We start from the raw sequence: 24,770 nt of genomic DNA, 5'->3' as shown, positions 1-24,770 counted from the left end.
TTCCCTGCCCGGCGCCTCAGCGTTCGCGCATCGCGCTCTGCTGGGCCCGCAGAATCGGCTTGAGCAGATACTGCAGAATGGTCTGGCGGCCGGTGATGATATCCACCGTGGCCTGCATACCGGGAATGATCGCCAGGTCGTCGCTGTTCTTGCCGAGATGATTGCTGTCGGTGCGTACGGTGACCACGTAGTAGGTATTGCCCTTGTCGTCCTCCTCGGTATCCGGGCTGATGCGCAACACCTTGCCCTTGAGCCCGCCGTAGATGGTGAAGTCGTAGGCCGAGAGCTTGACCGTGGCCGGCTGCCCCGGCTGGATGAAACCGATGTCGCGCGGCGCCACTTTGGCTTCGACCAGCAGGTTGTCCTCGATCGGCACGATCTGCATCAGGCTGGCGCCGGGGTCGATAACCCCACCGATGGTGTTGACGTTGATCGACTGCACCTTGCCACGCACCGGTGAGGTAATCAGGGTGCGATCGACCCGGTCCTGCAGGCTGGCGCGCCCCTGCTGCAGGCTGTCGAGCTTGCCGCGTGCCTCGCTCAGGGCGTCGGCGCTGCGCGAGCGGAACTGCTGGGCCACGTCACGGCGCTTGCTGATCGCCTCCTGCAGCTCCGACTGCTTGGCCGGGATAGAGAGCTGCGCCGACTCCAGTTCACCACGCTGGTCGTTGACCTGGCGCTGCAGATTGAGCAGGTCCACCCGCGATACCACGCCCTCCTTGACCAGCGGCGCGGTGATGCCGAGCTGCTGACGCGAGAGCTGGTAGCTGCGCGACAGCGACTCGGCCTTGGCACGCAACTCCTGCAACTCCTGCTGGCGCTGCTCGATCTGCGCCGCGGCCTGGTCGAGCTGCGAGCGCAGGCCATTGATACGTGCGCTGTAGGCGTTCTCGGCCGCGGTATAGATATCCGGGTTGGTCTTCTGAAAGGTCTCGCTGACCGGCAGCGGTTGGGTCGACACCGTGACCTGGTCACGCCAGCTGTCGGCATCGGGTTTCACCGTCACCGAGGCCATTTCGGCCTGATACTGCGCCACCGTCGCCTGCAGTCCGGCCAGGGTCGACTCGCGCTCGGCGAGATCGGAACTGGCTCGGGTCGGGTCGATGCGCGCCAGCGGCTGGCCAGCATCGACGATATCTCCCTCCTGGACGTAGATATCGCGCACGATACCGCCCTCGAGGTTCTGGATCGTCTGCAGCCGTGACGAGGGCACCACCTGCCCCATGCCGCGGGTGACTACCTCGATACTGGAAAGCCCCGCCCACACCAGAAAGGCGATGAAGAACGCCAGCAGCACCCAGATCAGGATGCGCGAGCGCCAGGGCGTGGCGAGCAGCGTCGCCGCGCTGGCGTCATCCGCCAGCTCCAGCTCCTGGGCCGTCGGGCGCGGCCACTTGAGCACCTTACCCGCCATGGCGCACCTCCGAAGCCCGCGCCGGCGTGGCTTCCGATGGCGCCTGGACGCGACCTTCGTTGAGTGCCTTGAGTACGGTCGGCTTGGGCCCGTCGGCGATCACACGGCCGCTGTCGAGCACGATGATGCGCTCGGCGACCTCGAGCATCGCGCTCTTGTGGGTCACCAGCACCAGAGTCTGGCTGCGCGGCAGCTCCCTCAGCGTGCGCCGCAGCAGCGCCTCAGCGCGGTTGTCCATGTAGGAGCCGGGCTCGTCGAGCAGCAGCAGTGCCGGGTTGCTGAGTATCGCCCGCGCCAGCAGCACCGACTGGCGCTGACCGCTCGACAACAGACGCCCGCCTTCACCGACCTGCCGGTCGAGACCATCCGGATCGCGTCGGGTGAATTCGGAGACCCCGCTGATGTCGGCCGCGCGCTGGATCGCCTCGTCGCCGGCATAGGGCTGGCCGAGAATGATGTTGTCGCGGATCGAGCCGAAGAACAGCGTGCTGTCCTGACCGGCGAAACCGATGTGCCGGCGTACGTCTGCCGGGTGGATCTGATTGATGTCGAGACCATCGATGCGCACGCTGCCCTCGGAGGCGCGATAGAGACCGCTCATCAGCCGCTGCACGGTACTCTTGCCCGCGCCCATGCGGCCGATGATCGCGACCCGCTCCCCCGGCTCGATGGTGAACGAGACATCGCTGAGCACCTCGGGAGAGTCCTCGCCATAGCGAAAGCCGACGTGATCGAACTCGATCCGCATGTTGAGGCGGTCGCGGTGGACATAGTTCTTCTCCGCCTCGACCTCGTCGGGTAGCTGCATGATCTGGTCGATCGCCGCCATGGCGCTGCGGGTCTGGCCGAACCGCGTGATCAGCAGCGCCATCTGCGCCAGCGGCTGCAGGGCACGCCCGGTCAGCATGACACCGGCGATCAGGCCGCCCATCGAGAGCCTGCCTTCCCCGATCAAGTAGACGCCGAGCACCACCAGACACACCGTGGAGAGCTGGTTGACCGTGGTGGTCAGCGACGACACCGAGGTCGAGAGATTGCGGCTCTTGACCCCCCACTTGGCGATCTCGCCGACGGCGCGCTCGTAGCGCCGCTGGGTCTCGCCCTGGGCGTTGGCCAGCTTGATGCTCTCCAGCCCGGCCACGCTTTCGACCAGCCGCGCGTGCTTCTCGGTGGCCAGCCGCGACCCCAGCTCGATCGAGCGCTTCAGCGGCCACTGGATGGCGATCGCATAGCCGATCAGGATGATCAGCGCGACCAGCGGCACCAGTACCAGCGGCCCGCCGATGATCCACACCACCAGCAGGAACAGCAGCGCAAACGGCAGATCCACCAGGGTGGTCATGGTCATCGAGGTGAAGAAGTCGCGCACCGAGTCGAACTCCTGCAGGTGCTTGACGAAAGCCCCGACCGAGACCGGACGCGCATCCATGCGCAGGTTCATCACCTTGGCGAAGATCTTGGCCGACAGCAGCACCTCCGATTTCTTGCCGGCGGTATCCAGAAACCAGGCGCGCACCTGGCGCATCAACAGGTCGAAGCCGACGATGATGCCCATCCCGGTGGCCAGCACCCAGAGGGTGTCGAAGGCCAGGTTGGGCACCACCTTGTCGTAGACGTTCATGGTGAACAGTGGCGCCGCCAGGGCAAACAGGTTGACCAGCAGCGAGGCGATCAGGACGTCGCGATAGATCGGCGTGGAGAGCTTGAGCGTCGACCAGAACCAGTGGCCATCGGCCAGCTTGACCGTCTCTGGCGCGCGCGCATCGAAACGGTGCTCGCGGCGGACGTAGATGATCTGGCCAGTGGCCTGTTCGCACAGCGAGGCCATGTCGACTTCCTGGGTGCCATCCGCTTCGGGCAGATAGACCGTCGCCTGCTGACGCTGGGGATCGCGCTCGAGCAGCACCGCGGCACGACGCCCCTGGAGCACGACGATACACGGCAGCAGGATGTCGGCGACCCGATCGGGTCGCTGGCTGACGAGCTTGGCCGAAAGACCCGCGCGCTGTGCCGCACGCGGTACCAGCGACAGCGTCAGGCGCCCTTCGTCCAGCGGCAATCCATCGCTGATCACATCGCCCGAGCGCGGTACACCGTGAAAGCGCGAGAGGAACACGAGCGACCCCAGCAGCGGGTCGCTCTCCTTCTCGCCCAGCGGGTCGGGACGAAGGGGTGTCGGTTCATCAACCAAACCTCGAGTCTCCTGTGATGCCATGCTCGTGTCGATTCATGCTGGTAAGTCTCAAGTCATCGTCCCTCAACCATCCATGTTCGTCTTCAGGTTACCGTGATCCAGCAGCGTCTTGATGATCTCGGTATCGGAGCCGCCCAGACTGGTCATGTCGACGTTGCTGAAGACGATCTTCTGGGTCACCGCGCCGTTGGGCCCATCGGTCTTGATCTCCAGCGTCGAGCCGCCGCTGGTGGCGGTACCCGGCGCACCGCTGGCTTCCCCTTTGACGAAGTGCAGCTGCTGGGCGGCCAGCGAGGCCAGATCGGCGTTGGAGAGGCTCGAACTGCCGATATCCAGCATGTCGGACAGATCCAGCCGGTCGCCGCCATCACCGCCCTTGAAGTCGGTGATACGGTCGACCGCCGGAGCGCTCGAGGAGCCCTGGTCACCGCGCATCCAGGCGAAAGTATCGCTGCCATCCCCGCCGGTGAGGATGTCGTTGCCCTTGCCGCCCTCGAGGCGATCGGCCCCCGCACCGCCATCGAGGATGTCGTTGCCAGCGCCGCCGCTCAAGGTATCACGACCGGCACCGCCGCTCAGGGTATCGTTGCCTTCGCCGCCGCGCAGGATGTCGTTGCCGTCACCGCCGGTGAGGATGTCATTGCCCTTGCCGCCGATCAGCACGTCGTCGCCCTTGCCACCATTGAGCGTCGTACCGCTGTCGTTGGCCATCAGGGTGTCGTCGCCATCGCTGCCGGTCAGCGTCTGCCCGCGATGATAGTCGACGGTCACCGCTGCCGTATCGGTGCCTCCCTGGCTGTCGGTGAGGGTGTAGGTAGAGGTCACGAGCGGGTTGTCAGGATAGTGAATCTGCATATTCAGATCGTAGTTTTCACTGCCCCACCCCCCTGTTCCCAACCAGCTGGGATCTTGAACATTCTCGACCTTGATGGTGTAGCTCTTGTCGGCGCCGCTCGTATTGGTGAAGGTGCCGCCATCGGCAAGCGCAGTGAAGTCACTATCCCCCGCTCCCTTATAGAGCAGCGCCACGCCGGCCGCGACATTGGTCGCCAGGGTCAAGGATTCGCCGGCGCGCAAAGTCAACGTCATAATATCGCGAGAATTCGCCCCGAAAGAGGGACGGAATAACCCCGTCGCACCCTCCAAGTACCCACGCACCACGGTCGCCGCGGTGTTGGCAGCCTGCCCCACCGTCGAGAACTTGCTCCGATCCAAGGCAAAGGTGTCTTTATCCTGGAAATTCTGCGTCTGCACACTTGAGGCCGTGAAATCGGATGCACGATCCTTCCAGCCGGTGGTCAGTGTCAGCCCGTTGGTGGTCGCCGTGGTCCCCGCCGCGACGGCGTCATTGGCGAGTAGCACGTCGGCACCGATGCTCAGGCTCGGGCTCAGGATATTGGTGATGATGTGATCGTCATGGGCGGCGGTCACACCATTCTTGACGTTGATGTTCATCACCCCGCTGGCGGTATCACCATCGGCATCGCTCAGGGTGTAGCGAATGGCATCGGTGCCGAAGCTGCCCAGCTTCGCCGTGTAGCGATAGCTGCCATCGTCCATGTCCATGATCAGCTTGCCGCCCAGCTCGGTGGTGATACCGAGCTTGTGCGAACTGCTGTCGTAGGTATAGCTGACAGTGCTCGACGAGGCGCTGATCGCGCCGCTGGCCTTGTCGAAGGTGAAGGTCACGCCGTCGACCGCCAGGCTCTTGACGAAACCGCCATCACCGCCCATCAGCGACAGCCCGTGAGCGCTACCGCTCAGCAGGCCGTCCTGCAGCAGCGGCATCTGCACCGTCCCCGAGACAACGTCATCGAGCGCATTGAGATCGCGGATGATCACGGCATTGGTATCGTCTCCGGTGCGGCCATCGTAGGCCACCGGATTGAGGTAGGTCTGACTCACATCACCACCGATCCCCAGCGCCAGGGAATCGATGCCATTCTTGCCGAGAAACGCCTTCCAGGCGGCCTCTTCATTGGCATCGATACCATCGCCCAAGCCCGCATCCGTCACCGAGCCGTCGTTGTAGACGTAGTAACCATTGCCCACCGGCGTGTAATTGCTCGGGTACTGACTGGAGAGCGTCGGAGCGCCATCGGAGAAAAAGTAGGAGACGTTCTGCACGTCGCCGGTCAGCTTGCCACTGCCGTTCCAGGCATTCTGGGCATTGCTCAACGCATAGTCGTAGTTGGTACCGCCATTGGCCTGCAGCGCGTCGACGGCCTTGAGCGCATCGGCGACCGTCATCCACTGCTTGGGCGAGCTGTCGAGCTGATCGGAGAATGGCGCCAGCGCCACCTTGACGTTACCGATGTCGTCGTAGCGGCCGAGCATGTCGCGAATCGACTGCTGCAATACCTGCAGCCGCGTCTGCTCGACACCATCCACCGTGACTCTGTCGTTCATGCTGGCCGACGTATCCACCACCAGCAGTACGTTGGTGTTGATCGCCCCCTGCACGAAGTTGACGTCACGCGTGCTGGCTACCGGCGAGTCGTCCTCGATGGTGACGCCGATACTGCTGATGGCGCTCAGGCTACCATCGCTGACCTTGACCCCGAAATTGAAGCTCAGGGTGTCTTCGCCGCTCTTCGGATGATCGACCCCGGCTTTCAGCGTGACCTGATACTGGCCATTGGCGTCGATGGTGGCGCGAATCACCTCCTTGCCACCGGCCGAGCCGATCAGCGTGCCACTGTCGCTACCGCTCCAGGTGATCGCGGCGCCCCCGGAGGTCAACGCCGTGGTCGGCGCCGTCAGCGTATAGGTCAGCTTGTCGCCATCGACATCGGTGGCGACCACACGGCCACTGGCGGTCGCCGAATCGGTCGTGTCGGACGTGCCCTGGGTGTCCGGCGCGCCACCCGGTAACCCCTCTTCAGAGACAGTGGCGCTGTAGCCCTGCGCCACGATCACCGGCGCATCGTTGACCGCATGCACGGTGACCGGAATGGCCACGCTGGTGGTCGCGCTGTCGCCGTTGCTGCTTTCGGTCGACGTGACCGCGGCGGTCAGGTTGATCGTGCCGTTGTAGTTGGCCGCTGGTTTGAGGGTCAGCGTATTGAGATTCCAGCCGCTCAGATCCACGCTGGTGCTGCCGCTGCCGCCAACGAAAGTATGGCTGCCATCGCTCAACGTCGCGCCTGCCGGAATACCGCTCAGCCGGACGCCGCTGAGCGTCTCAGAACCATCGGTGTCGGTCAGTGCCGCGGCGATCTTGGACAGATGGATCACCGAGTCCTCATCGCCTTCGTTCATGGCATAAAGCTGGTAGTAGCCGTTGCCATGTCCATCACTGCCGAGCAGCCCGGAGTGGTTGACGTTGGCGGCGTCGAGCGCGCTGACATCCTGCATCAACACGTAGTTGGCGGTGTTGAGCGGCACCGCTGCACTGCCGTTGACGCCGACGTTGAGGCTGTAGTTGCCCGCACCGGCCTGGTTGTGATGATAGAGATCCAGCGTGTAGTAGCCGCTCACGCTGGGCTTGAACGAGCCGGCGTAGACACCAGCGGAGCCGCCCCAGGTCGCCTGGGCGACCACGTTGCCACCGACCAGCAGGCGAATACTGTCATCGCCACTCCCGCTGAAGGCATAGGTCTTGCCCGCTTCCAGATACATCAGGCCAGAAAGATGCGTCGCGGTTCCTACGGCGACGTTGCTATTGGCAGCATTGGTGGTATTGCCACTGCTTGCCGGCGTGCCGGCAGCGTCGATCGCAGCCTGCATGGTCTTGGGGTCGGCGCCGTTGCCATCGGAGCCCAATGAGCTGATCGCGAAGGTTTCCTTGAGCAGCCCGCTACCATTGGCGCTGTTACCACTCAGCGTCAGCGAGGGCGCATCGGCCACTGCCGTCACGTTGATCGTGGCCGTTGCCGGCGTGGCGTCCTTGCCTCCCAGGTTGTCGATCGCCGTGTACTTGAGAGAAGAGGTTCCGGACCAGTTGCCATCGGGTTTGAAGTAGACCGTCGCGCCATTGTTGCTGGCTGACAGTGTCGCACCGGCGGCCAACTGCTGGGTGCCCGCAGCATCGCTGTAGAACTTGCCGTTGGCCCCCAGAGCCGTGAGCTGGAAGCTCGCGATCGTGCCATCGGCATCCGTACCCGACAGATTGACCGCGATCAGGGGTGACGGATCTTCGTGTCCCGTGACGCTGACACCGCGTGCTTCCGGCAGCTCGTTGGTACCCGCGATGGTCACCGAAATCGTCTTGGTGGTGCCGTCGAGGGTGGTCACGGTGAAGTTCTCGACCTTGGTCTCGCCCGCCTTCAGATACTGCACGGCACTGTTGGCCACGCTGTAGCTCCAGTTGCCTCCTGCGGTGATGGCGAGTGTGCCCAGGGTACCGGCGGCAGCGCTGGCATTACCCGGCACGAAGGCGCTCTGCGCGTAGTCGGCATCGGTGACCGTCAAGGCCCCGTTGGTCGTCAGATTACCTGCGGCGTTGACGTTGGTATCCTCGGTCACCGAGCCGGTGGCAGCACCGCTGATGACCGGAATGTCGTTAGTGCCGGTCACCGTCACGGTCAGTGTCGAGATGGCGCTGCCGCCCTGACCGTCACTGACGGTATAGCTGACCTGGGTGGTGTCCTGCTGACCCGCGGCCAGGCGATCGAACGCCGTGCCTGGATTGAAGCTGTAGGAACCGTCCGCGTTCAGCGTGAAGGTGCCGCCGTTGGAGCCGGCGATCGCCTGGCCCACGCTACCCGCCACGCCATTCACTGCGCTGACGCTCAGCGTGCCGCCATCGACATCGCTGTCGTTGGCCAGCACGCCCTGAACGGCGGACACATTGAGGATGGTGTTCTCACCGGTGGTACCTGTGTCAGCGCGGGCGACCGGCGCATCGTTGACCGGCGTCACGCGTACGCCGACCGTCGCCGTGTCGGTACCGCCCTGGCCGTCACTCACGGTGTAGGTAAAGCTGGCGTTGCCGTTGTAGTCGGCCGCCGGAGTGAAGGTGATGGTGCCGTCGGCATTGAGCACCACGCTGCCGTTCTGGGCGCCGCTCACACTGGTGATGGTCAGGCTGTCACCATCGACGTCGCGATCGTTGGACAGCAGCGTCGCCGGAGTGATCGTCAGCGCCGTGTCCTCCGTGGTGGTCAGGGCGTCGTTGGCCGCAGTCGGGTCGGCGTTGTCGTCACCCGCCACCGGCGCATCGTTGACCGGCGTCACGCGTACGCCGACCGTCGCCGTGTCGGTACCGCCCTGGCCGTCACTCACGGTGTAGGTAAAGCTGGCGTTGCCGTTGTAATCGGCCGCCGGGGTGAAGGTGATGGTGCCGTCGGCATTGAGCACCACGCTGCCGTTCTGGGCGCCGCTCACACTGGTGATGGTCAGGCTGTCACCATCGACGTCGCGATCGTTGGACAACAGCGTCGCCGGAGTGATCGTCAGCGCCGTGTCCTCCGTGGTGGTCAGGGCGTCGTTGGCCGCAGTCGGGTCGGCGTTGTCGTCACCCGCCACCGGCGCATCGTTGACCGGCGTCACGCGTACGCCGACCGTCGCCGTGTCGGTACCGCCCTGGCCGTCACTCACGGTGTAGGTAAAGCTGGCGTTGCCGTTGTAGTCGGCCGCCGGAGTGAAGGTGATGGTGCCGTCGGCATTGAGCACCACGCTGCCGTTCTGGGCGCCGCTCACACTGGTGATGGTCAGGCTGTCACCATCGACGTCGCGGTCGTTGGACAGCAGCGTCGCCGGAGTGATCGTCAGCGCCGTGTCCTCCGTGGTGGTCAGGGCGTCGTTGGCCGCAGTCGGGTCGGCGTTGTCGTCACCCGCCACCGGCGCATCGTTGACCGGCGTCACGCGTACGCCGACCGTCGCCGTGTCGGTACCGCCCTGGCCGTCACTCACGGTGTAGGTAAAGCTGGCGTTGCCGTTGTAGTCGGCCGCCGGGGTGAAGGTGATGGTGCCGTCGGCATTGAGCACCACGCTGCCGTTCTGGGCGCCGCTCACACTGGTGATGGTCAGGCTGTCACCATCGACGTCGCGATCGTTGGACAACAGCGTCGCCGGAGTGATCGTCAGCGCCGTGTCCTCCGTGGTGGTCAGGGCGTCGTTGGCCGCAGTCGGGTCGGCGTTGTCGTCACCCGCCACCGGCGCATCGTTGACCGGCGTCACGCGTACGCCGACCGTCGCCGTGTCGGTACCGCCCTGGCCGTCACTCACGGTGTAGGTAAAGCTGGCGTTGCCGTTGTAGTCGGCCGCCGGAGTGAAGGTGATGGTGCCGTCGGCATTGAGCACCACGCTGCCGTTCTGGGCGCCGCTCACACTGGTGATGGTCAGGCTGTCACCATCGACGTCGCGGTCGTTGGACAGCAGCGTCGCCGGAGTGATCGTCAGCGCCGTGTCCTCCGTGGTGGTCAGGGCGTCGTTGGCCGCAGTCGGGTCGGCGTTGTCGTCACCCGCCACCGGCGCATCGTTGACCGGCGTCACGCGTACGCCGACCGTCGCCGTGTCGGTACCGCCCTGGCCGTCACTCACGGTGTAGGTAAAGCTGGCGTTGCCGTTGTAGTCGGCCGCCGGGGTGAAGGTGATGGTGCCGTCGGCATTGAGCACCACGCTGCCGTTCTGGGCGCCGCTCACACTGGTGATGGTCAGGCTGTCACCATCGACGTCGCGATCGTTGGACAGCAGCGTCGCCGGAGTGATCGTCAGCGCCGTGTCCTCCGTGGTGGTCAGGGCGTCGTTGGCCGCAGTCGGGTCGGCGTTGTCGTCACCCGCCACCGGCGCATCGTTGACCGGCGTCACACGTACGCCGACCGTCGCCGTGTCGGTACCGCCCTGGCCGTCACTCACGGTGTAGGTAAAGCTGGCGTTGCCGTTGTAGTCGGCCGCCGGGGTGAAGGTGATGGTGCCGTCGGCATTGAGCACCACGCTGCCGTTCTGGGCGCCGCTCACACTGGTGATGGTCAGGCTGTCACCATCGACGTCGCGATCGTTGGACAGCAGCGTCGCCGGAGTGATCGTCAGCGCCGTGTCCTCCGTGGTGGTCAGGGCGTCGTTGGCCGCAGTCGGGTCGGCGTTGTCGTCACCCGCCACCGGCGCATCGTTGACCGGCGTCACGCGTACGCCGACCGTCGCCGTATCGGTACCGCCCTGGCCGTCACTCACGGTGTAGGTAAAGCTGGCGTTGCCGTTGTAGTCGGCCGCCGGGGTGAAGGTGATGGTGCCGTCGGCATTGAGCACCACGCTGCCGTTCTGGGCGCCGCTCACACTGGTGATGGTCAGGCTGTCACCATCGACGTCGCGGTCGTTGGACAGCAGCGTCGCCGGAGTGATCGTCAGCGCCGTGTCCTCCGTGGTGGTCAGGGCGTCGTTGGCCGCAGTCGGGTCGGCGTTGTCGTCACCCGCCACCGGCGCATCATTGGTGCCAGTGACGGTGATGGTCACCGTCTGCGGTGCGCTGACGCCGCCGTCGTTGTCGGTGGCGGTGTAGGTGAAGGTGACGTCGCGGCTCTGGCCCGGAGCCAGGCTGTCGAAGTCCGCACCCGGGTTGAAGGTGTAGCTGCCGTCGCTATTGAAGCTGAGGCTGCCGTTGCCCTGACCCACGCCGGTCGCGAGCTGGTAGCTCTCGACCGTGCCGTCAACGTCGGTCGCCGCCGGGACACTGCCTTGGAGCACCTGGTTCTCACCGGTGGTCTGAGTATCCGCCTTGGCGACCGGCAAATCGTTGGTGCCGGTGACGGTGATGGTCACCGTCTGCGGTGCACTGACGCCGCCGTCGTTGTCGGTGGCGGTGTAAGTGAAGGTGACGTTGCGGCTCTCACCCGCGGCCAGGCTGTCGAAGTCTGCACCCGGGTTGAAGGTGTAGCTGCCGTCGCTATTGAAGCTGAGGCTTCCGTTACCCTGACCCACGCCGGTCGCCAGCTGATAGCTCTCGACGGTGCCATCGACATCCGTCGCCGCTGGAACCTGGGCGCTCAGCGTGGCGTTCTCACCGGTAGTCTGGGTGTCGGCCTTGGCCACCGGCACATCGTTGGTACCGGTCACGGTGATCGTCACCGTCTGCGGCGCGCTGACGCCGCCGTCGTTGTCGGTGGCGGTGTAGGTGAAGGTGACGTCGCGGCTCTCACCCGCGGCCAGACTGTCGAAGTCAGTACCCGGGTTAAAGGTGTAGCTGCCGTCGCTATTGAAGGTCAGCGCACCGTTGCCCTGACCCACGCCAGTCGCCAGCTGATAGCTCTCGACGGTGCCGTCCACATCGGTCGCCGCCGGCACCTGAGCGCTCAGCGTGGCGTTCTCACCGGTAGTCTGGGTGTCGGCCTTGGCCACCGGCACATCGTTGGTACCGGTCACGGTGATGGTCACCGTCTGCGGCGCACTGACGCCGCCGTCGTTGTCGGTGGCGGTGTAAGTGAAGGTGACGTTGCGGCTCTCACCCGCGGCCAGGCTGTCGAAGTCTGCACCCGGGTTGAAGGTGTAGCTGCCGTCGCTATTGAAGCTGAGGCTTCCGTTACCCTGACCCACGCCAGTCGCCAGCTGATAGCTCTCGACGGTGCCATCGACATCGGTCGCCGCCGGCACCTGAGCGCTCAGCGTGGCGTTCTCACCGGTAGTCTGGGTGTCGGCCTTGGCCACCGGCACGTCGTTGGTGCCGGTCACGGTGATGGTCACCGTTTGCGGCGCGCTGACGCCGCCGTCGTTATCGGTGGCGGTGTAAGTGAAGGTGACGTTGCGGCTCTCACCCGCGGCCAGACTGTCGAAGTCCGTGCCCGGGTTAAAGGTGTAGCTGCCGTCGCTGTTGAAGCTCAGCGAGCCATTGCCCTGACCGACGCCGGTCGCGAGCTGGTAGCTCTCGACCGTGCCGTCGACGTCAGTCGCTGCCGGCACCTGAGCGTTCAGGGTGGTGTTTTCGCCGGTGGTCTGAGTATCCGCCTTGGCGACCGGCAGGTCATTGGTGCCGGTGACGGTGATGGTCACCGTTTGCGGTGCGCTGACGCCGCCGTCGTTGTCGGTGGCGGTGTAGCTGAAGGTGACGTCGCGGCTCTCACCCGCGGCCAGACTGTCGAAGTCAGTACCCGGGTTAAAGGTGTAGCTGCCGTCGCTATTGAAGGTCAGCGCACCGTTGCCCTGACCCACGCCAGTCGCCAGCTGATAGCTCTCGACGGTGCCGTCCACATCGGTCGCCGCCGGCACCTGAGCGCTCAGCGTGGCGTTCTCACCGGTAGTCTGGGTGTCGGCCTTGGCCACCGGCACATCGTTGGTACCGGTCACGGTGATGGTCACCGTCTGCGGCGCACTGACGCCGCCGTCGTTGTCGGTGGCGGTGTAAGTGAAGGTGACGTTGCGGCTCTCACCCGCGGCCAGGCTGTCGAAGTCCGTGCCCGGGTTGAAGGTGTAGCTGCCGTCGCTATTGAAGCTCAGCGAACCATTGCCCTGGCCCACGCCGGTCGCGAGCTGGTAGCTCTCGACCGTGCCGTCGACGTCAGTCGCTGCCGGCACCTGAGCGTTCAGGGTGGTGTTTTCGCCGGTGGTCTGGGTATCGGCAACGGCCACCGGCACGTCGTTGGTGCCGGTGACGGTGATCGTCACCGTCTGCGGTGCACTCACCCCACCGTCGTTGTCGGTGGCGGTGTAGCTGAAGGTGACGTCGCGGCTCTGGCCCGGAGCCAGGCTGTCGAAGTCAGTACCCGGGTTAAAGGTATAGCTGCCGTCGCTGTTAAAGCTCAGCGAACCGTTGTTGTCACCAACACCGTTGACCAGTTGGTAGCTCTCGACCGTGCCGTCGACATCGGTCGCCGCCGGCACCTGAGCGTTCAGGGTGGCATTTTCACCGGTGGTCTGGGTGTCGGCCTTGGCGACAGGCACGTCGTTGGTGCCGGTGACGGTGATGGTCACCGTCTGCGGGGCACTGACGCCGCTGTCGTTGTCGGTGGCGGTGTAGCTGAAGGTGACGTTACGGCTCTCGCCCGCGGCCAGACTGTCGAAGTCGGTGCCCGGGTTGAAGGTGTAGCTGCCATCGCTATTGAAGCTCAGCGAACCATTGCCCTGGCCCACGTCGGTCGCAAGCTGATAGCTCTCGACGGTGCCGTCCACATCGGTCGCCGCCGGCACCTGAGCGCTCAGCGTGGCGTTCTCACCGGTAGTCTGGGTGTCGGCCTTGGCGACCGGGACGTCGTTGGTGCCGGTCACGGTGATGGTCACCGTCTGCGGTGAACTCACGCCGCCATCGTTGTCGGTGGCGGTGTAGGTGAAGGTGACGTCGCGGCTCTGGCCCGCAGCCAGGCTGTCGAAGTCGGTACCCGGGTTGAAGGTGTAGGAACCATCGCTGTTAAAGCTCAGCGAACCGTTGTTGTTACCAACACCGTTGACCAGCTGATAGCTCTCGACGGTGCCATCCACATCGGTGGCCGCTGGCACCTGAGCGTTCAGGGTGGCGTTCTCACCGGTGGTCTGGGTATCCGCCTTGGCCACCGGCACGTCGTTGGTGCCGGTCACGGTGATGGTCACCGTCTGCGGTGCACTGACGCCGCCATCGTTGTCGGTGGCGGTGTAGGTGAAGGTGACGTCGCGGCTCTCACCCGCGGCCAGACTGTCGAAGTCAGTACCCGGGTTAAAGGTGTAGCTGCCGTCGCTATTGAAGGTCAGCGCACCGTTGCCCTGACCCACGCCAGTCGCCAGCTGATAGCTCTCGACGGTGCCGTCCACATCGGTCGCCGCCGGCACCTGAGCGCTCAGCGTGGCGTTCTCACCGGTAGTCTGGGTGTCGGCCTTGGCCACCGGCACATCGTTGGTACCGGTCACGGTGATGGTCACCGTCTGCGGCGCACTGACGCCGCCGTCGTTGTCGGTGGCGGTGTAAGTGAAGGTGACGTTGCGGCTCTCACCCGCGGCCAGGCTGTCGAAGTCTGCACCCGGGTTGAAGGTGTAGCTGCCGTCGCTATTGAAGCTGAGGCTTCCGTTACCCTGACCCACGCCAGTCGCCAGCTGATAGCTCTCGACGGTGCCATCGACATCGGTCGCCGCCGGCACCTGAGCGCTCAGCGTGGCGTTCTCACCGGTAGTCTGGGTGTCGGCCTTGGCCACCGGCACGTCGTTGGTGCCGGTCACGGTGATGGTCACCGTTTGCGGCGCGCTGACGCCGCCGTCGTTATCGGTGGCGGTGTAAGTGAAGGTGACGTTGCGGCTCTCACCCGCGGCCAGACTGTCGAAGTCCGTGCCCGGGTTAAAGGTGTAGCTGCCGTCGCTGTTGAAGCTCAGCGAGCCATTGCCCTGACCGACGCCGGTCGCGAGCTGGTAGCTCTCGACCGTGCCGTCGACGTCAGTCGCTGCCGGCACCTGAGCGTTCAGGGTGGTGTTTTCGCCGGTGGTCTGAGTATCCGCCTTGGCGACCGGCACGTCGTTGGTGCCGGTGACGGTGATGGTCACCGTCTGCGGGGCACTGACGCCGCTGTCGTTGTCGGTGGCGGTGTAGCTGAAGGTGACGTTACGGCTCTCGCCCGCGGCCAGACTGTCGAAGTCGGTGCCCGGGTTGAAGGTGTAGCTGCCATCGCTATTGAAGCTGAGGCTGCCATTGCCCTGGCCCACGTCGGTCGCAAGCTGATAGCTCTCGACGGTGCCATCGACATCGGTAGCCGCCGGCACGCTACCTTCGAGTACCTGGTTCTCACCAGTGGTCTGGGTATCCGCCTTGGCGACCGGTGCGTCATTAGTGCCGGTCACGGTGATGGTCACCGTCTGCGGTGCACTCACCCCACCGTCGTTGTCGGTGGCGGTGTAGCTGAAGGTGACGTTACGGCTCTCGCCCGCGGCCAGACTGTCGAAGTCCGTGCCCGGGTTGAAGGTGTAGCTGCCGTCGCTATTGAAGCTCAGCGAACCATTGCCCTGGCCCACGCCAGTCGCAAGCTGATAGCTCTCGACGGTGCCGTCCACATCGGTCGCCGCCGGCACCTGAGCGCTCAGCGTGGCGTTCTCACCGGTAGTCTGGGTGTCGGCCTTGGCCACCGGCACATCGTTGGTACCGGTCACGGTGATCGTCACCGTCTGCGGGGCACTGACGCCGCCGTCGTTGTCGGTGGCGGTGTAGCTGAAGGTGACGTTACGGCTCTCGCCCGCGGCCAGACTGTCGAAGTCCGTGCCCGGGTTGAAGGTGTAGCTGCCGTCGCTATTGAAGCTCAGCGAACCATTGCCCTGGCCCACGCCGGTCGCGAGCTGGTAGCTCTCGACCGTGCCGTCGACGTCAGTCGCTGCCGGCACCTGAGCGTTCAGGGTGGTGTTTTCGCCGGTGGTCTGGGTATCGGCAACGGCCACCGGCACGTCGTTGGTGCCGGTGACGGTGATCGTCACCGTCTGCGGTGCACTCACCCCACCGTCGTTGTCGGTGGCGGTGTAGCTGAAGGTGACGTCGCGGCTCTGGCCCGGAGCCAGGCTGTCGAAGTCAGTACCCGGGTTAAAGGTATAGCTGCCGTCGCTGTTAAAGCTCAGCGAACCGTTGTTGTCACCAACACCGTTGACCAGTTGGTAGCTCTCGACCGTGCCGTCGACATCGGTCGCCGCCGGCACCTGAGCGTTCAGGGTGGCATTTTCACCGGTGGTCTGGGTGTCGGCCTTGGCGACAGGCACGTCGTTGGTGCCGGTGACGGTGATGGTCACCGTCTGCGGGGCACTGACGCCGCTGTCGTTGTCGGTGGCGGTGTAGCTGAAGGTGACGTTACGGCTCTCGCCCGCGGCCAGACTGTCGAAGTCGGTGCCCGGGTTGAAGGTGTAGCTGCCATCGCTATTGAAGCTGAGGCTGCCATTGCCCTGGCCCACGTCGGTCGCAAGCTGATAGCTCTCGACGGTGCCGTCCACATCGGTCGCCGCCGGCACGCTACCTTCGAGTACCTGGTTCTCACCAGTGGTCTGGGTATCCGCCTTGGCGACCGGCAGGTCATTGGTGCCGGTGACGGTGATGGTCACCGTCTGCGGCGCGCTGACGCCGCCGTTGTTGTCGGTGGCGGTGTAGCTAAAGGTGACGTTACGGCTCTCACCCGCGGCCAGACTGTCGAAGTCCGTGCCCGGATTGAAGGTGTAAGAGCCGTCGCTGTTGAAGCTCAGCGAGCCATTGCCCTGACCGACGCCGGTCGCAAGCTGGTAGCTCTCGACGGTGCCGTCGACGTCAGTCGCTGCCGGCACCTGAGCGTTCAGGGTGGTGTTTTCGCCGGTGGTCTGAGTATCCGCCTTGGCGACCGGCACGTCGTTGGTGCCGGTCACGGTGATCGTCACCGTCTGCGGGGCGCTGACGCCGCCATCGTTGTCGGTAGCGGTGTAGGTGAAGGTGACGTCGCGGCTCTGGCCAGCAGCCAGACCGTCGAAGTCGGTGCCCGGGTTGAAGGTGTAGCTGCCATCGCTATTGAAGCTGAGGCTGCCATTGCCCTGGCCCACTCCGGTCGCCAGCTGATAGCTCTCGACCGTGCCGTCCACATCCGTGGCCGCCGGCACCTGAGCGTTCAGGGTGGCGTTTTCGCCAGTGGTCTGGGTATCCGCCTTGGCGACCGGCAGGTCATTGGTGCCGGTCACGGTGATGGTCACCGTCTGCGGTGCACTCACCCCGCCATCGTTGTCGGTGGCGGTGTAGCTGAAGGTGACATCGCGGCTCTCACCCGCGGCCAGACCGTCGAAGTCAGTGCCCGGGTTAAAGGTGTAGCTGCCGTCGCTATTGAAGGTCAGCGCACCGTTGCCCTGACCGACGTCGGTCGCAAGCTGATAGCTCTCGACGGTGCCGTCCACATCGGTCGCCGCCGGCACCTGAGCGTTCAAGGTGGTGTTTTCGCCGGTGGTCTGAGTATCCGCCTTGGCGACCGGCACGTCGTTGGTGCCGGTGACGGTAATGGTTACCGTCTGCGGTGTACTAACCCCACCGTTGTTGTCGGTGGCGGTGTAGCTGAAGGTGACGTCACGACTCTGGCCAGCAGCCAGACCGTCGAAGTCCGTGCCCGGGTTAAAGGTGTAGCTGCCGTCGCTATTGAAGCTCAGCGAGCCATTGCCCTGACCCACGCCGGTCGCCAGCTGATAGCTCTCGACGGTGCCGTCCACATCGGTCGCCGCCGGCACCTGAGCGTTCAAGGTGGTGTTTTCGCCGGTGGTCTGAGTATCCGCCTTGGCGACCGGCACGTCGTTGGTGCCGGTGACGGTGATGGTCACCGTCTGCGGCGCACTCACCCCACCGTCGTTGTCGGTGGCGGTGTAGCTGAAGGTGACGTCACGACTCTGGCCAGCGGCCAGGCCGTCGAAGTCAGTACCCGGGTTGAAGGTGTAGCTGCCGTCGCTATTGAAGGTCAGCGCACCGTTGCCCTGACCCACGCCGGTCGCCAGCTGATAGCTCTCGACGGTGCCGTCCACATCGGTCGCCGCCGGCACCTGAGCGCTCAGCGTGGCGTTCTCGCCGGTAGTCTGGGTGTCGGCCTTGGCCACCGGCACGTCATTGGTGCCGGTCACGGTGATGGTCACCGTCTGCGGCGCGCTGACGCCGCCATCGTTGTCAGTGGCGGTGTAGCTGAAGGTGACGTTGCGGCTCTCACCCGCGGCCAGACTGTCGAAGTCCGTGCCCGGGTTGAAGGTGTAGCTGCCGTCGCTATTGAAGCTGAGGCTGCCATTGCCCTGACCCACGCCGGTCGCGAGCTGGTAGCTCTCGACGGTGCCGTCGACGTCAGTCGCTGCCGGCACCTGAGCGTTCAGGGTGGTGTTTTCGCCGGTGGTCTGAGTATCCGCCTTGGCGACCGGCACGTCGTTGGTGCCGGTGACGGTGATCGTCACCGTCTGCGGGGCGCTGACGCCGCCGTCGTTGTCGGTGGCGGTGTAGGTGAAGGTGACGTCGCGGCTCTGGCCCGGAGCCAGGCTGTCGAAGTCCGCACCCGGGTTGAAGGTGTAGCTGCCGTCGCTATTGAAGCTGAGGCTGCCGTTGCCCTGACCCACGCCGGTCGCGAGCTGGTAGCTCTCGACCGTGCCGTCAACGTCGGTCGCCGCCGGGACACTGCCTTGGAGCACCTGGTTCTCACCGGTGGTCTGAGTATCCGCCTTGGCGACCGGCAAATCGTTGGTGCCGGTGACGGTGATGGTCACCGTCTGCGGTGCACTGACGCCGCCGTCGTTGTCGGTGGCGGTGTAGCTGAAGGTGACGTTGCGGCTTTCACCCGCGGCCAGACTGTCGAAGTCCGTGCCCGGGTTGAAGGTGTAGCTGCCGTCGCTATTGAAGCTCAGCGAGCCATTGCCCTGACCCACGCCGGTCGCCAGCTGATAGCTCTCGACGGTGCCATCGACATCCGTCGCCGCTGGAACCTGGGCGCTCAACGTGGCGTTTTCGCCCGTGGTCTGAGTATCCGCCTTGGCGACCGGCAGGTCATTGGTGCCGGTCACGGTGATGGTCACCGTTTGCGGTGCGCTGACGCCGCCGTCGTTGTCGGTGGCGGTGTAAGTGAAGGTGACGTCGCGGCTCTCACCCGCGGCCAGACTGTCGAAGTCAGTACCCGGGTTAAAGGTGTAGCTGCCGTCGCTATTGAAGGTCAGCGCACCGTTGCCCTGACCCACGCCAGTCGCCAGCTGATAGCTCTCGACCGTGCCATCGACATCGGTCGCCGCCGGCACCTGAGCGCTCAGCGTGGCGTTCTCGCCGGTAGTCTGGGTGTCGGCCTTGGCCACTGGCACATCGTTGGTACCGGTCACGGTGATCGTCACCGTCTGCGGGGCACTGACGCCGCCGTCGTTGTCGGTGGCGGTGTAGCTGAAGGTGACGTTACGGCTCTGGCCCGCGGCCAGACTGTCGAAGTCGGTGCCCGGGTTGAAGGTGTAGCTGCCGTCGCTATTGAAGCTCAGCGCACCGTTGTTGTTACCAACACCATTGACCAGTTGGTAGCTCTCGACGGTGCCGTCGACGTCAGTCGCCGCCGGCACCTGAGCGCTCAGTGTGGCGTTCTCACCGGTAGTCTGGGTGTCGGCCTTGGCCACCGGCACGTCATTGGTGCCGGTCACGGTGATGGTCACCGTCTGCGGGGCACTCACCCCACCGTCGTTGTCGGTGGCGGTGTAGCTGAAGGTGACGTCACGACTCTGGCCAGCAGCCAGACTGTCGAAGTCCGTGCCCGGGTTGAAGGTGTAGGAGCCGTCGCTATTGAAGCTCAGCGAGCCGTTGCCCTGACCCACGCCGGTCGCCAGCTGATAGCTCTCGACGGTACCGTCGACATCGGTAGCCGCCGGCACCTGAGCGCTCAGCGTGGCGTTCTCACCGGTGGTCTGGGTGTCGGCCTTGGCGACAGGCACGTCGTTGGTGCCGGTGACGGTAATGGTTACCGTCTGCGGTGTACTAACCCCACCGTTGTTGTCGGTGGCGGTGTAGCTGAAGGTGACGTTACGGCTCTCGCCCGCGGCCAGACCGTCGAAGTCCGTGCCCGGGTTGAAGGTGTAGCTGCCGTCGCTATTGAAGCTCAGCGAGCCATTGCCCTGACCCACGCCGGTCGCCAGCTGATAGCTCTCGACGGTGCCATCGACATCCGTCGCCGCTGGAACCTGGGCGCTCAACGTGGCGTTTTCGCCCGTGGTCTGAGTATCCGCCTTGGCCACCGGCAGGTCATTGGTGCCGGTGACGGTGATGGTCACCGTCTGCGGGGCGCTGACGCCGCCATCGTTATCGGTGGCGGTATAGGTAAAGGTGACGTCGCGACTCTGGCCCGGAGCCAGGCTGTCGAAGTCAGTACCCGGGTTGAAGGTGTAGCTGCCGTCGCTATTGAAGCTAAGGCTGCCGTTGCCCTGGCCCACGTCGGTCGCCAGCTGATAGCTCTCGACCGTGCCGTCGACGTCAGTCGCTGCCGGCACTTGGCTAGTCAGCGTGACGTTCTCACCGGTGGTCTGGGTATCCGCTTTGGCCACCGGCACATCGTTGGTACCGGTCACGGTGATGGTCACCGTCTGCGGTGCACTCACCCCGCCGTTATTATCGGTAGCGGTGTAAGTGAAGGTGACGTCGCGGCTCTGGCCCGCGGCCAGACTGTCGAAGTCGGTGCCCGGGTTGAAGATGTAGCTGCCGTCGCTATTGAAGCTCAGCGCACCGTTGTTGTTACCAACACCATTGACCAGTTGGTAGCTCTCGACGGTGCCGTCGACGTCAGTCGCCGCCGGCACCTGAGCGCTCAGTGTGGCGTTCTCACCGGTAGTCTGGGTGTCGGCCTTGGCCACCGGCACGTCATTGGTGCCGGTCACGGTGATGGTCACCGTCTGCGGGGCACTCACCCCACCGTCGTTGTCGGTGGCGGTGTAGCTGAAGGTGACGTCACGACTCTGGCCAGCAGCCAGACTGTCGAAGTCCGTGCCCGGGTTGAAGGTGTAGGAGCCGTCGCTATTGAAGCTCAGCGAGCCGTTGCCCTGACCCACGCCGGTCGCCAGCTGATAGCTCTCGACGGTGCCATCGACATCGGTGGCCGCCGGCACCTGAGCGTTCAGGGTGGCGTTCTCACCCGTGGTCTGGGTATCCGCCTTGGCCACCGGCGCATCATTGGTGCCGGTGACGGTGATGGTCACCGTCTGCGGTGCACTGACGCCGCCGTCGTTGTCGGTGGCGGTGTAGCTGAAGGTGACGTTGCGGCTTTCACCCGCGGCCAGACTGTCGAAGTCCGTGCCCGGGTTGAAGGTGTAGCTGCCGTCGCTATTGAAGCTGAGGCTGCCATTGCCCTGGCCGACGTCGGTCGCGAGCTGATAGCTCTCGACCGTGCCATCGACATCGGTGGCCGCCGGCACCTGAGCGTTCAGCGTGGCGTTCTCACCCGTGGTCTGGGTATCCGCCTTGGCCACCGGCGCATCATTGGTGCCGGTCACGGTGATGGTCACCGTTTGCGGTGCGCTGACGCCGCCGTCGTTGTCGGTGGCGGTGTAGCTGAAGGTGACGTTACGGCTCTCGCCCGCGGCCAGACTGTCGAAGTCCGTGCCCGGGTTGAAGGTGTAGCTGCCGTCGCTATTGAAGCTCAGCGAGCCATAGCCCTGACCCACGCCGGTCGCGAGCTGGTAGCTCTCGACCGTGCCATCGACATCGGTCGCCGCCGGCACCTGAGCGTTCAAGGTGGTGTTTTCGCCGGTGGTCTGAGTATCCGCCTTGGCGACCGGCACGTCGTTGGTGCCGGTGACGGTGATGGTCACCGTTTGCGGTGCGCTGACGCCGCCATCGTTATCGGTGGCGGTATAGGTAAAGGTGACGTCGCGACTCTGGCCCGGAGCCAGGCTGTCGAAGTCAGTACCCGGGTTGAAGGTGTAGCTGCCGTCGCTATTGAAGCTAAGGCTGCCGTTGCCCTGGCCCACGTCGGTCGCCAGCTGATAGCTCTCGACCGTGCCGTCGACGTCAGTCGCTGCCGGCACTTGGCTAGTCAGCGTGACGTTCTCACCGGTGGTCTGGGTATCCGCTTTGGCCACCGGCACATCGTTGGTACCGGTCACGGTGATGGTCACCGTCTGCGGTGCACTCACCCCGCCGTTATTATCGGTAGCGGTGTAAGTGAAGGTGACGTCGCGGCTCTGGCCCGCGGCCAGACTGTCGAAGTCGGTGCCCGGGTTGAAGATGTAGCTGCCGTCGCTATTGAAGCTCAGCGCACCGTTGTTGTTACCAACACCATTGACCAGTTGGTAGCTCTCGACGGTGCCGTCGACGTCAGTCGCCGCCGGCACCTGAGCGCTCAGTGTGGCGTTCTCACCGGTAGTCTGGGTGTCGGCCTTGGCCACCGGCACGTCATTGGTGCCGGTCACGGTGATGGTCACCGTCTGCGGGGCACTCACCCCACCGTCGTTGTCGGTGGCGGTGTAGCTGAAGGTGACGTCACGACTCTGGCCAGCAGCCAGACTGTCGAAGTCCGTGCCCGGGTTGAAGGTGTAGGAGCCGTCGCTATTGAAGCTCAGCGAGCCGTTGCCCTGACCCACGCCGGTCGCCAGCTGATAGCTCTCGACGGTGCCATCGACATCGGTGGCCGCCGGCACCTGAGCGTTCAGGGTGGCGTTCTCACCCGTGGTCTGGGTATCCGCCTTGGCCACCGGCGCATCATTGGTGCCGGTGACGGTGATGGTCACCGTCTGCGGTGCACTGACGCCGCCGTCGTTGTCGGTGGCGGTGTAGCTGAAGGTGACGTCGCGGCTCTGGCCCGCAGCCAGGCTGTCGAAGTCGGTACCCGGGTTGAAGGTGTAGGAACCATCGCTGTTAAAGCTCAGCGAACCGTTGTTGTTACCAACACCGTTGACCAGCTGATAGCTCTCGACCGTGCCGTCGACGTCAGTCGCTGCCGGCACCTGAGCGTTCAGGGTGGCATTTTCACCGGTGGTCTGGGTGTCGGCCTTGGCGACAGGCACGTCGTTGGTGCCGGTGACGGTAATGGTTACCGTCTGCGGTGTACTAACCCCACCGTCGTTGTCGGTGGCGGTGTAGCTGAAGGTGACGTCACGACTCTGGCCAGCAGCCAGACCGTCGAAGTCCGCGCCCGGGTTGAAGGTGTAGCTGCCGTCGCTATTGAAGCTCAGCGAACCATTGCCCTGGCCCACGTCGGTCGCGAGCTGATAGCTCTCGACGGTGCCGTCCACATCGGTCGCCGCCGGCACCTGAGCGCTCAGCGTGGCGTTCTCACCGGTAGTCTGGGTGTCGGCCTTGGCCACCGGCACATCGTTGGTACCGGTCACGGTGATCGTCACCGTTTGCGGTGCGCTGACGCCGCCGTCGTTGTCGGTGGCGGTGTAAGTGAAGGTGACGTCGCGGCTCTCACCCGCGGCCAGACTGTCGAAGTCAGTACCCGGGTTAAAGGTGTAGCTGCCGTCGCTATTGAAGGTCAGCGCACCGTTGCCCTGACCCACGCCAGTCGCCAGCTGATAGCTCTCGACGGTGCCGTCCACATCGGTCGCCGCCGGCACCTGAGCGCTCAGCGTGGCGTTCTCACCGGTAGTCTGGGTGTCGGCCTTGGCCACCGGCACATCGTTGGTACCGGTCACGGTGATCGTCACCGTCTGCGGCGCGCTGACGCCGCCGTCGTTGTCGGTGGCGGTGTAGCTGAAGGTGACGTTACGGCTCTCGCCCGCGGCCAGACTGTCGAAGTCCGTGCCCGGGTTGAAGGTGTAGCTGCCGTCGCTATTGAAGCTCAGCGAGCCATTGCCCTGACCCACGCCGGTCGCGAGCTGGTAGCTCTCGACCGTGCCATCGACATCGGTCGCCGCCGGCACCTGAGCGCTCAGCGTGGCGTTCTCACCGGTAGTCTGGGTATCCGCCTTGGCCACCGGTACGTCATTGGTGCCGGTGACGGTAATCGTCACCGTCTGCGGCGCGCTGACGCCGCCATCGTTGTCGGTGGCGGTGTAGCTGAAGGTGACGTCGCGGCTCTCACCCGCAGCCAGACCGTCGAAGTCGGTACCCGGGTTGAAGGTGTAGCTGCCGTCGCTATTGAAGCTGAGGCTGCCATTGCCCTGACCCACGCCAGTCGCAAGCTGATAGCTCTCGACCGTGCCGTCGACATCGGTGGCCGCCGGCACTTGAGCGTTCAGGGTGGCGTTTTCGCCAGTGGTCTGGGTACCGGCGCTCGCTACCGGATTCTGATTGGTTGCCGCAGCATCGGTTCCTCCGGGGGCATCGGCGGCGGGGGGCGAAAAACTCGCGGGGGTGACCACTTGAGCGCCCGGATCCGCAAAGGCAGCGTTGTAGCTATAGCTGCTGCTCTCCTCGCGGCCCACCCGCGCGATGTCGAACGGGTTGGAGAAACCGCCTTCACCGGAGAGGCTGCCGCCACCGCCACCGGCGTTACCGGCTGCCGGCGCCTGCTGAACGACAGTCGGGTCGACACCGGCCTCAATAGCTGCCTGCAGTGCGGCAATATCGCTATCGGCGCTGCCGGCGTCCGCCACCAGCAGCGTAGGGACGTCATCGACGACCTGGAGAATCAGCGGCTGCCCCGCATCGAGTGGCAGCACCGCACCGTCCGCCAGAATCAGCCGGCCGCCATCCGGCGCCACCAGGGTCGCGCCCTCGAGAATCTCCATGCCAGGGACCAGCAGCTTACGCGGATCCAGCACGAAGACATTGCCATCAACCCGGACCACGGTGAGCAGAGCGGCCATCGAACATCCCCCATTGTAACCAGAAGCGAGCGCGCAACACGCGGTTACGCCATTTTGGCGAAATGTAACCCTTCCGTGCGCACGCGCAAGACTAATTTATTAATCACTTCGCATGTT

The 24,770-nt window shown here is 64.8% G+C and carries 3 protein-coding genes; all 3 read right to left on the bottom strand.

All coding sequences use genetic code 11. The features are described 5' to 3' along the window. Positions 1-16: 16 nt before the first annotated feature. Positions 17-1,414, bottom strand: a complete 1,398-nt coding sequence (locus tag QO259_RS03490) for an HlyD family type I secretion periplasmic adaptor subunit (RefSeq protein WP_285951814.1) — start codon at positions 1,412-1,414, stop codon at positions 17-19. Continuing rightward, positions 1,404-3,605, bottom strand: a complete 2,202-nt coding sequence (locus QO259_RS03485; protein ID WP_285951813.1) for a type I secretion system permease/ATPase — start codon at positions 3,603-3,605, stop codon at positions 1,404-1,406. The genes QO259_RS03490 and QO259_RS03485 overlap by 11 nt, the downstream gene beginning before the upstream one ends. Before the next feature lie 66 nt (positions 3,606-3,671). Further along, positions 3,672-24,653, bottom strand: coding sequence for a cadherin-like domain-containing protein (locus tag QO259_RS03480; RefSeq protein ID WP_285951812.1), 20,982 nt, complete (start codon positions 24,651-24,653; stop codon positions 3,672-3,674). Positions 24,654-24,770: the final 117 nt, after the last annotated feature.

The organism is Salinicola sp. JS01 (assembly GCF_030284585.1).
Taxonomy (GTDB): Bacteria; Pseudomonadota; Gammaproteobacteria; order Pseudomonadales; family Halomonadaceae; genus Salinicola.
This window is presented reverse-complemented; position numbering and strand designations above follow the sequence as displayed.